Raw genomic sequence first — 9,805 nt, 5'->3', positions numbered from 1 at the left:
CTCTATATTGTTTTATCTCTTCGCCTGTGGCTGGCGGCGGTGGCGGTCGTGGCAGAGGCGGTGTTAACTTAGGAATGAGTGGAAATCTAAACACTGGTGTCACGGCAACTGCATTTGGTAATACAAGTGTAGGTGAGAGCGATGAAAGAAGCCTAGGCACTACTCAAACTGATTCAAGATCTCAGGGAAGTAGTTACGAACAATCAGCGAGAAGAGGAACATCAAGCTCAGATAGCGATCAAACAGGCAATTCTCAGAGACTTACAGATAGCTCAGGATGGAGAAAAGAGGTTGGTAGTCAAGAGACGACTTCAGCCAATTCAAGTATGAGCAGTGAACATGCGGCAAGTTCAAGAGTATCAAGCCAAGATAGTATGTCGCGGATTCAGAACCTTAATAACCCTGAACAAATATCAAGAGCGATGGATCAGTTATCTGTTAATAGAGATAATGAAGCTTACCTAAATCAAATCCTTGCAGACAATGGTTTTGATAGCCGTGAAGATTATGAGCGTCGCTTAAGTACAAGTCCTACAGATGCCTTGGCTGTTCAAGATGAAGTAAGACAATTTTACTTCTCAGATCAGAGTGCAGCGCTGGGCGCAGCTTCAGGAAATACCTCACCGTCAGTTGGCGGTAGTCCATTGAGTAGTAGTGCTAATAACTCAATGGGGCAGTATAGCAATGAAGGGGATAGATTGATCAGTACAGGTGGCGATGCTGTGAACCAGTCTATAGGGCAAAATCAATCAAAAGGGAGTAGCTTTCAGCAATTAAGTTTTGGGGCAGGAGCGCAAGCAGCCCAAAACAATATTACTGGCGGTATGCAGCAAAAAAGAGACGGTGTAGGTGCTTTAAGTGATGCAAGGTCAGGTAGAGCAGATGGGATATTAGAAGAAAATAAATCACTACAAAACAGAGGGAATCAAACAACTACTGAAGCGGCTTACTTAGTAAATGAACGTACAGGAAACGTATTTAATGCTATAGAAAATGCGCCTAAAAACATTGCTGAAACTGGTCAAAACATAGCGGATGCTGGAAGAGGTATGGCTGATAGTGTTATAGATACAGCTAAAGAAAGCCAAAAAAGTGGTAGCGGCTGGATTGGCTCAAATCAAAACTGGGGAGATCTCAGTGGGAGTGATGAAGCAAAAAAGCCGTAGGTGGTGCGTCAAGAGGCGGTGGCGCATCACAAGGAAGTCAAGCAGATAAGGCGGCAAGTTATATCACAAGAAATTCATTAGGAAGTTCTTCAGGCTATTGTGCAAGGTATGTTAGAAAAGGGCTGCAATCTGCTGGTTATAAGTTTGATCAACAGAGACATGCTTATCAGTACCATACAACAGGGCAGATGAAAAAAATGGGTTTCACCCAAGTACCAAGTGCTGATGCAATGAAGAACCCAAAAAGGGGCGATGTTGTTGTATATGGTAAATCAAGAGGTCATAACTCAGGCCATATCCAAATGTATGATGGCAAACAATGGGTATCAGATTTTAGACAAAAAACTCATTTACCTTGGGGTCATGCAGCCAGTGGAGGTGTTTTTTACTATAGAGACATGAAGAGCCAAAAATAAACTAAGAATACTACATGTAGTAGCGACCGCAGCTGATCAACATACTACATGTAGTGTTATTTTGGCCACCGCAGCACACAAGATGTTGTGTTGAGTAACTAACGATGATGGTTAAAAGGTGGTGTGTTTGGATTGGTTATATCATAAATGTATGGAGAGCCGCAGTTACCATTATAAGGAGCGTACAAAAGAGGTTGATCCCCATAATCCCTAGTGTTGTCAATTTTGTTTTTATTGCCAGTGACAAACAGAATGCAGCATAAAATTTCGATAGGATAAAAGACCGCGACAACCCAGCCATACCATGACCAAAAATCAGCATTGCCAAAAGACATGCTGTTATTGTAGAAGGGTATCAAGAAAAATAAAATTGCAATCTTAATACCCGATAAAAAAGGATGGTGTGTGACTGGATTTTGAATACGCATAGCAACCTTCTTAAGATTGTTTCTCTATAATTAATACAGTATTACCAGTTTTTTCATAGGCGTATGCAGAAACAACACGATAGCCTAGTTGATATATCTCACTGATAGACATGTACTGACCATTACCGACAACAGAGCAGCGATATTGAGCCTTCGTGCCATAGTCACCAGCAATACAAGCATCGCCCTGTAAAGCGGCCTGAGAAGGCGTAGATAGGGCAAGTAAAACTGGTAGAGCGACAAGGGCAGACATAATTTTTTTAGAAAGCATTTTTATTCCTTAATGTTTGATAGAAGTAATATAAATATATAATGTTTTATAATAAATATTATATAGCATAATCTAATTGAATAATCTAGTAAAAAGAGGAAATTATGGAAAACGACAATATAGAAGCTGTAGTAAAAGAGCCAGCACCGAAAAACGCATTAGATCAAAGTTTGACGGAGCATGGCGAAGCAAAAGCAGCATTAGAGTCTATTGAGAGCCGAGAACCTGAACAAAAGATACTACATAATATCATGCTCAAAGAGGGCGATGGTAAAGAGGTGGTAGGGCAAATAGTCTATAAAGACCGAAGTAATGGCATCGTACAAACCAGTAAAAATGTAGGCTATAGATTTGATGCAGAAGTTATGGAAGGTCATGAAATCAATGAACGTGTGGCGGTGGTAATGGTTGGAGATAAAGAAAAGGCCATAACTGAGAGTGAGTACAATAGATATCGTGAGAATGAAAGGGCGTTAGCAGTTGAGGTTGATAATGACGCAGCGGCAACAAGTCATTTAGATATTTAAGCTCAAAAAGTTTTTAATAATTTAAAAGGTTTTATGTTGTGGATTTAAGCTTGATCGTGTATGATTAACTTAATAAAAAACAAGCCCACTGATACGAATACCAATGGGCTTGTTGCTTAACATTCAATCTGTAGAATAAATTGCAGTGCCAACCAAAATTTATTCTAAACAACCAGCATAAACGGCTGAACACAGTATAAACGGCTAAACACAGTTCACTAAATTCACTATTAAGATAATGCCTTAGTCAGAGGCTTAATAGTTAGTTAGTTAGTATGCCATTACTGATAATTGCAATTCTATTATAATTATCTAATCAATGCAACTGTGTACTTATTTATAAAATGAGTTATTAGCCGTTTATCAAGTATTTTCGTAAATCATTTTAAGAGAATAAATGATTATTTACTGATAAATAATGGACTAATGATTGTTATGAGTGCCTTCCCTCAAGAACGAATCAGTGCTACAAACGATTTCTATAACTTCATACACCCCACGAAACGCATGGAAACAGTGATACTATGGGATAAGACCCGTAGTAAAGGGGCTTGGACATGTGTTGATCCAAAGGAAGATATTACGAATTTTCTTGATAGTCTGAATTATATGACAGATATTTACTTTTCTCCTAATGAATTTTACAAATGGAGACTAGGGAAAAACCTTAGAAGATTAACCAGCTTTTATATAGATGTTGATTGTAGGAATTTAGATAATCTTAGCAGTAGCGATTATAACGATTATATTATTAATGTACTTCAAGACACACTCAAAAAAATTGATGATCTTAATATTCCTAGTCCTAATTGTGTGGTTTATACAGGCAGAGGATATCATTTATATTGGAGATTTGAGCCAGTAGGGGCTAAATGCTTACCTAGATGGAAAGCGGTTATGAAGCGTTTGATCGAGGTAATAGATAACGCTGATCCAGCGTGTACAGATGCCACTAGGATGATGCGACTACCAAACACGTATAACAGCAAAAATGGGGCGCTTAGTGATATCGGTTTTTTATGTGATGATTATTACACGTTTGATGATTTGTGCAATCAGATTTTACCGCACACAAGATCTGAGATTAGAGACTTTAGAGCAGCTAGGGCGAAGCGCGGCTTAGAGATAAAGAAAAAAACAGCAGGTCAGCGCGGTAGAGGGAGTATATACGAGCGTTGGTATCTAGTTTATCAAGATGTTCAGAAGTTGATCGTTTGGCACTTCACCAAAAATAAAAGTGAATCAGTGCCAGAGGGTATGAGAGACAGGTTATTATTCCATGCAGCAAACGCCCTTAGTTGGTTTACTCATAAAGAAGCGCTAGAGAGCGAGGTTAAAGATCTTGCAGCAAAATATTTTGGATCATTAGAATTATCAAAATGCTTGGCTTACTGTAGTAGCGTATTAAAACGCGCATCGAACACAAAAGCAGGTGAGGAAGGGGAGCTTAGATATAAATACAAAAGCGAAACCCTATACGATGAACTGCAAGACTTGATTCCCAGTGAGCTTAGAAGCCACATGAGAGCGCTTGTGTCATCCAGTATGCGTAAAGATAAGAAAGCAGCCGCACAACGCGCCTATAGGCAAAATAGAGGGGCTGTAAGTCGTTCAGAGTACCAGTCCAACATAGAAAAGCGCAAACGTGAAGCTGAAAAACTTGCAAAGCGTGGAATGACCAAATCTACAATAGCAGAAAAATTAGGCGTATCACTATCGACCGTTAAAAATTATCTAAGAAAAGTTATAGCAAAACCAACCACAAAAGAAGTAGGGGCACGCGATAAAAATCAGGGGTCAAAGTCCGTTTCTTTGTATAGTGGGCGAAGCCCTGAGCTTTTTGTGAGTGTCAGTGTGGCTTATGCGGTGGGTTGCCTTCAGTATGCGTGGCTTCGCTTCCTCCCCTTAAACAAATCAAAAAATAAAGCCGCTTGCCCAGCAGGGCAGCGGTATAGCCAAATCCTTGACTCTTCTTGATGGTGATTATTTATTGGTGGTGGCCAGTGCGTTTAAGATTTTTAATTTTACTTGAGCTTGTGGTGGTGTTGCTTTTAGCGTTTCTTGCTAGGAATGAGTTTTCTTATGGCAAAGTGGTTTCAATATTTTTATGCTGTGGTATAGGTTTTTTGATCTATTACCAAGCACATTCGATAAGCGAGGGCGGTTACAGTTATCGTATCGCTTTTTGCTACAAACTTATTGGTGCTGTTTTGGTGGCTTTTTATCTGAGTGTGGGGATTGATTTATGAGTATCAAGGAGTTGTACATTACTGAGAAGCCGGCGGTAGCTAGGGCTGTGGTTGAGGCTTTGGAAGGTAAATTTAGTAAGCATCACGGTTATTATGTAGATGACAATGGTGTGGCTGTAGCGTGGTGTATTGGCCACATGTTGCAATTATTAGAGCCTGAAGACTATGACAGAAAATTGAAGGCGTGGTCTTTTGATAGCTTGCCATTATTTTTCAGTGACTATAGACATAAACCTAATCCAAAACTTAAAGAAAACCTTGATGTTATTGAAGGTCTTCTGAAAAAAGCAGAGACGGTGATACATGCTGGTGATACGGACGATGAAGGCCAGTTGCTAGTTGATGAAATATTAAGGTTCTATGGTTATAAAAACCCTGTTTATCGAGTTTTGATTAACGACAATACTAAGTCTGTTGTTAAAAAGGCTATTGCGAAAAAAGAATCTAATGAAAAGTTTGAACATTTGGGGTGGCGAGCTGAAGCAAGGTCACTATCTGATCTTCTTTTTGGTTTCAACTTAACAAGGGCGTACACTCTAAAATCACAGGCTGAAGGTGGTGAAGGGGTTATATCTGTAGGGCGTGTGCAAACGCCAATTTTAGGTTTGGTGGTGAGAAGAGATAGGCTAAATAGTGGTCATAAAAAGCAATATTACTACGATTTGTTATCTAAAATAAGTGCGAACGGCTACGATTTTATATCGTCTTTTAAGGGCTATAGTAATGAGTTAAATGAAAAAATAGCTAATAATCAATCAGAGTATTCAGAATTAATAAAGGATGACAAAGGTAGGTTTGTTGATAAGGCGCAATTAGTAAAAATAGGCAAGGCATGTAAAAATAAAGTGGGTATCATAAGTGATTTTTTAGAAAAAAAGGAAGAAAAGTCAGCGCCTCTTCCTTATAACCTAAATAAGTTGCAGCAGGACGCTAACCAAAAATGGGGGTATAAACCAAAAGATGTTGTAAAGATAACGCAAGAATTAAAAGATACCCATCAACTGATAACTTACAATAGAAGCGATTGCCAATATCTTAGCGATGAGCAATATGAGAATGCAGATGAGATCATTAAGGCTGTGGCTCAAAATGTAGAAGGGTTATTTCAAGAACAGGTGAAAAAGGCAAATCCCCAACTTAAAGGAAGAGTGTTTAATAGCGCAAAGGTGGGCGCGCACCATGCTATTGTACCCACTCATACCACTGCAAATTTAAGTAAGCTCACAGAGCAACAAAGAAACATCTATTTGATGATAGCAAAGCTTTATATAGCTCAATTTTACCCAAGCTCAGTGTACATAAAGAAAAAAGCAGTAGTCAATATTGATGGTTTTTTGTTCAACGCTTCATCAAGCACTAGGGTTAGTGATGGATGGGAAGCACTTTTTTCCAAAGAAAAAAATAGCGACCCCAAAGACGAAGATGAAGAGTATATGACAGGCTTAGACGGTATTAGTAAAGGGCTGTCTTGTGAATGCGTAGGGCTGAAGCTTAATAACAAAGAGACTAGGCCACCACCACATTATACTGTTAAAACGCTACTGTCTGATCTGACTCGCGTAGCAAAGTATGTGAAAGATCCAAGGCTTGCAAAAGTGCTAATAGAAAAGGATAAAGATAAAGATAGTGAAAATGGTGGGATTGGCACTTCTGCTACAAGACACGTAGCATTAGACACCTTATTTGAAAGAGGTTTTTTAGTAGAAGAGGGTAAGAAAGTTGTCAGTACAAATAAAGGCCAAGCGTTTTATGACAAGCTTGATGATAAAATAAAATACCCTGATATGAGTGCAATATGGGCTGAAAGGCAACTCAATATTAAAGACAGAAATGACGTTATAAATTTCTCTAAGCAAATGATGAAAGAGGTGGTTATACCTGAGATCAAAAAAATCAAAGGTAGCATTAAATACTACAAATGCCCGAAATGTGATAGAAACATGGTAAGACATGTAGGTGTAAAAGGTACTTTTTGGGGGTGCAGTGGTTACAACGATAAAGAAAACCAGTGTACACATTCAATGGATGACGAGGACGGAAAACCGATTGCTAGAAAGCCCAAGGCAAACGATAAACCAGCCAAAAGAACAAAGTTTGATTGCAAAGCTTGTGATGGTAAGTTGGGTTACAAGAAAGGGAAAAAGTCTTATTACTTTGAATGTATGAATCAAGATTGTAGGCAGAGATATTTCAAAAGCAAAGAAAGTAAGACACCTGACTATGAAAACCCACCTAAATAGGGATTGCTGGATATGAAACTAACAATATATAAAAATGATATAAATAGCAGCAGCATGGAGACAGCTTTAAATCATGAATTTGGAGTTGAAAAAGTCAAGTCAAAAGACATAGAGTTTTTGGGTTTCGTGGTTTGGTGTAATGATAAACTGGGGTATTTTTCCCAACCAAAAAAAGGTAAGGAAAAAGAGTTTGATAGTAACTTTGAAAGTGCTTTAGTTTTTAAAAATAAACAGGTAGCTATAAATGCACTGCTAGAATCTAGCAAGAATGGAAGCGTTTGTGTGTCATACATTGAAGATGGTACAAGAAGTATAGTTGTGCTACTAGATAGTAGTGATTTCAAAAAACAAGTTTGCTACTAACGCCCTTCGGTTGTTGGGTCAGTTATTAAGCTTGATAACGAAAAGATGTTATCAAGCTTAATAACTCGACCTTCATGTAACTTTACAGATAATTGGTAATAGATACACTACATATAGTAGCGACCGCAGCTGATCGACATACTACATGTAGTGTTAGTTTGGCCACCGCAGCGCACAATATGTAGTATTTCAGAATGTGAAATGATTTAAGAATGCAGTCGTTACATGAAAGTAATGGCCGCATTTTTTTGAATGAAGAAACCAGTTGCGTTGACGCAAAAAACACTTGTAAAAGTTAGTCATATTATATATAATTGTCCTACAAGGTCGGCAAGGTGCTGACCTCGCTAATCACAAGCGTTTAATGTGGTAATAGGACTGTTAATATGCAAAAGAGAATTATAGGACTGCTACAAGGTGTAGCGCAACATAAGAATAGGCATAGGGTTTTCGAGGATTTTATTACGATAGTAGCAGTATGCTTACACAATCAAAAAGCTTGGTTTGATAAGAAAAGAGAAGAAGAGTACCTAAAGGTCTTTAACAGTTACCATAAGAGCGATCAGGAAGCGTTTACAGAGGCTTTTGGGTTATTGGTCATGGAGCTAGGGGTAGAGCCTAAAGATGTTCTAGGTAGTATTTATATGAGCATGGAGCTAGGTGATAGCAGGAACGGTCAGTATTTTACGCCTGATAATGTTAGCTATTTAATGGCACAATTTCATTTAGGCGATATTTATAACGATTTGAAAAATAAGGACTATATATCTTTAAGTGACCCAGCTTCAGGATCAGGAGGGATGATTTTAGCGGTAATAAAAGGAATGTTGGAAAAAGGGTTTAATCCATCATCAAATATTTGGGTTCAAGCCACAGATATCAGTAGGGTTGCGGCATTGATGTGTTATATTCAATTATCCTTATGGGGAGTGCCAGCACAAATAATAGTAGGAAACTCACTTAGCTTGGAAGTTAGGGAAGTATGGAATACACCTATATTTTTACGTGGCGGTTGGATTTACAAGCAATAAGCTAATAAATTAAAAGGTATTTGATTAAAAACCAGTAAGAGATTACTGGTTTTTTTGCTTGGTTGATTCAAATTATTAGTGATTAATTGATTTATCGTCTATTTGATTTTCTGTAATGATAAGGATTGATTGGGTTAGGGTCAGCCCAAAGACCAAGTTTCTTACGTTGAGCAGTTTTTTCCGAAGAGCTATAAGTTTTACGATCATTAACTGATTGCTGATTAGCATAATATTTATAGTGCCAAGCCATACCATTTTTTACTTGTTGTAAATTGCAATCGACACCTTCAGCTAACACTTTTCCTATCATCCGAGAATAACGGTCACGTTGATTCCATTCTATAGTGACTTCTTTATTATTTATACATTGCTGTAAGGATTGCTTAGAATGCTGGCCATAAGCTTGTGAGCTTTCAGGGGCATCAATACCTAACAAGCGAATGCGTTCACTCCTTTTGTTTTTAGGCAAAACCTCTATAGTGTCACCATCAATGACACGAACATCGAATGTAGAGAAGCTATTAGCAGAATAGGCGTTTGAAGCAAGTAAAGGCGATAAAACAACAAGTAAGTATAAAGGCTTACTGTTCAAAAAATTAAATAACATAGTGGTTTTTCCTATAGGTTTTTGAAAATAAATATAGGCCTAATACAGACTAATATTTGAGAGAGTAGCCAAAGAATTTTTTGATTCTCAGAAATAGAATCATGATAAAAAAGGTATAAGATTAGAGATATGAGGCCAGTAACAAAAAAAAGACAAGCAAAAAAAATAGCTTGTTTAAGATTGATATTGCAATCATTATCTAAGTCGATCATAAGTTGCCTATAAGGTTAAAACGGTAGCTGTGTTTAGCTACCGTTGGTCACACTTAACTGTTGAATTTTAAATCCGTCTGTTTAGGAAAGTGCGAAGAGCATCATAGTTATCATTGTAGGTGCTGTGGTTGTCATCAATGTAATCAGCAATCTTTTTAGATAAGTCAGAATCAATATCAATCGAGTCTAAGATATTGATAACATCGTCAATTTCTACTAAAAAACCCTGACTCAAAGAGGCGGTTGATGGATCAAATTCATCTGAGCTATCAGTGACGTTAGTATCGCTATCTAG

Annotated in this window: 12 protein-coding genes; 8 read left to right on the top strand and 4 right to left on the bottom strand. The window is 37.9% G+C overall.

The features are described from left to right. Both INT03_RS12175 and INT03_RS12170 read left to right on the top strand, forming a co-directional pair. A partial coding sequence (locus INT03_RS12175; RefSeq protein WP_226951694.1) for a hypothetical protein occupies window positions 1–1,166 on the top strand: 1,166 nt, incomplete at its 5' end. Between the two features lie 62 nt (window positions 1,167–1,228). Then, the gene (locus INT03_RS12170) at window positions 1,229–1,582 is read left to right on the top strand and encodes a peptidoglycan amidohydrolase family protein (RefSeq protein ID WP_319021207.1); all 354 of its coding nucleotides are present in this window, start codon (window positions 1,229–1,231) and stop codon (window positions 1,580–1,582) included. Between the two features lie 98 nt (window positions 1,583–1,680). Here the strand turns inward: INT03_RS12170 and INT03_RS12165 are convergent, their stop codons facing one another. Next, the gene (locus INT03_RS12165) at window positions 1,681–2,010 is read right to left on the bottom strand and encodes a hypothetical protein (RefSeq protein WP_193009157.1); all 330 of its coding nucleotides are present in this window, start codon (window positions 2,008–2,010) and stop codon (window positions 1,681–1,683) included. A gap of 10 nt (window positions 2,011–2,020) precedes the next feature. Further along, a complete protein-coding gene (locus INT03_RS12160) occupies window positions 2,021–2,281 on the bottom strand; it encodes a hypothetical protein (protein ID WP_193009156.1) in 261 nt (86 codons plus the stop codon). Window positions 2,282–2,385: 104 nt separating this feature from the next. On the opposite strand from INT03_RS12160, the gene INT03_RS12155 reads away from it, so the two are divergent. The 6 genes from INT03_RS12155 (at window position 2,386) to INT03_RS12130 (ending at window position 8,691) form a co-directional block, all read left to right on the top strand. Next, a complete protein-coding gene (locus tag INT03_RS12155; protein WP_193009155.1) occupies window positions 2,386–2,808 on the top strand; it encodes a hypothetical protein in 423 nt (140 codons plus the stop codon). A 507-nt stretch (window positions 2,809–3,315) separates the two neighbouring features. After that, on the top strand, window positions 3,316–4,785 hold the full coding sequence (locus INT03_RS12150) for a hypothetical protein (protein WP_193009154.1): 1,470 nt from the start codon (window positions 3,316–3,318) through the stop codon (window positions 4,783–4,785). Further along, window positions 4,785–5,057, top strand: coding sequence for a hypothetical protein (locus INT03_RS12145; RefSeq protein WP_193009153.1), 273 nt, complete (start codon window positions 4,785–4,787; stop codon window positions 5,055–5,057). The genes INT03_RS12150 and INT03_RS12145 overlap by 1 nt, the downstream gene beginning before the upstream one ends. Beyond that, window positions 5,054–7,297 carry a DNA topoisomerase gene (locus INT03_RS12140; protein WP_193009152.1) on the top strand — a complete coding sequence of 748 codons (2,244 nt, stop codon included), beginning with the start codon at window positions 5,054–5,056 and terminating at the stop codon, window positions 7,295–7,297. The genes INT03_RS12145 and INT03_RS12140 overlap by 4 nt, the downstream gene beginning before the upstream one ends. A 12-nt stretch (window positions 7,298–7,309) precedes the next feature. After that, complete coding sequence (locus INT03_RS12135) at window positions 7,310–7,660, top strand: hypothetical protein (RefSeq protein ID WP_193009151.1); 351 nt, start codon at window positions 7,310–7,312, stop codon at window positions 7,658–7,660. A 386-nt stretch (window positions 7,661–8,046) separates the two neighbouring features. Further along, complete coding sequence (locus INT03_RS12130) at window positions 8,047–8,691, top strand: N-6 DNA methylase (protein WP_193009150.1); 645 nt, start codon at window positions 8,047–8,049, stop codon at window positions 8,689–8,691. A 91-nt stretch (window positions 8,692–8,782) separates the two neighbouring features. Here the strand turns inward: INT03_RS12130 and INT03_RS12125 are convergent, their stop codons facing one another. Both INT03_RS12125 and INT03_RS12120 read right to left on the bottom strand, forming a co-directional pair. Then, complete coding sequence (locus tag INT03_RS12125) at window positions 8,783–9,298, bottom strand: thermonuclease family protein (protein ID WP_193009149.1); 516 nt, start codon at window positions 9,296–9,298, stop codon at window positions 8,783–8,785. 279 nt (window positions 9,299–9,577) lie between these two features. Next, window positions 9,578–9,805 (bottom strand): hypothetical protein (locus INT03_RS12120; protein WP_193009148.1); only part of this gene is annotated, 228 nt, incomplete at its 5' end.

It is taken from the genome of Psychrobacter sp. PG1 (genome assembly GCF_014897815.1).
Classification (GTDB): Bacteria; Pseudomonadota; Gammaproteobacteria; order Pseudomonadales; family Moraxellaceae; genus Psychrobacter.
This window is presented reverse-complemented; position numbering and strand designations above follow the sequence as displayed.

Bases quoted from the DNA above. Each gene is read 5' to 3' on its own strand.
- INT03_RS12140 (WP_193009152.1), top strand. From the start codon at position 5,054: ATGAGTATCAAGGAGTTGTACATTACTGAGAAGCCGGCGGTAGCTAGG.
- INT03_RS12155 (WP_193009155.1), top strand. From the start codon at position 2,386: ATGGAAAACGACAATATAGAAGCTGTAGTAAAAGAGCCAGCACCGAAA.
- INT03_RS12145 (WP_193009153.1), top strand. From the start codon at position 4,785: ATGGTGATTATTTATTGGTGGTGGCCAGTGCGTTTAAGATTTTTAATT.
- INT03_RS12165 (WP_193009157.1), bottom strand. From the start codon at position 2,010: ATGCGTATTCAAAATCCAGTCACACACCATCCTTTTTTATCGGGTATT.
- INT03_RS12125 (WP_193009149.1), bottom strand. From the start codon at position 9,298: ATGTTATTTAATTTTTTGAACAGTAAGCCTTTATACTTACTTGTTGTT.
- INT03_RS12135 (WP_193009151.1), top strand. From the start codon at position 7,310: ATGAAACTAACAATATATAAAAATGATATAAATAGCAGCAGCATGGAG.
- INT03_RS12130 (WP_193009150.1), top strand. From the start codon at position 8,047: ATGCAAAAGAGAATTATAGGACTGCTACAAGGTGTAGCGCAACATAAG.
- INT03_RS12160 (WP_193009156.1), bottom strand. From the start codon at position 2,281: ATGCTTTCTAAAAAAATTATGTCTGCCCTTGTCGCTCTACCAGTTTTA.
- INT03_RS12150 (WP_193009154.1), top strand. From the start codon at position 3,316: ATGGAAACAGTGATACTATGGGATAAGACCCGTAGTAAAGGGGCTTGG.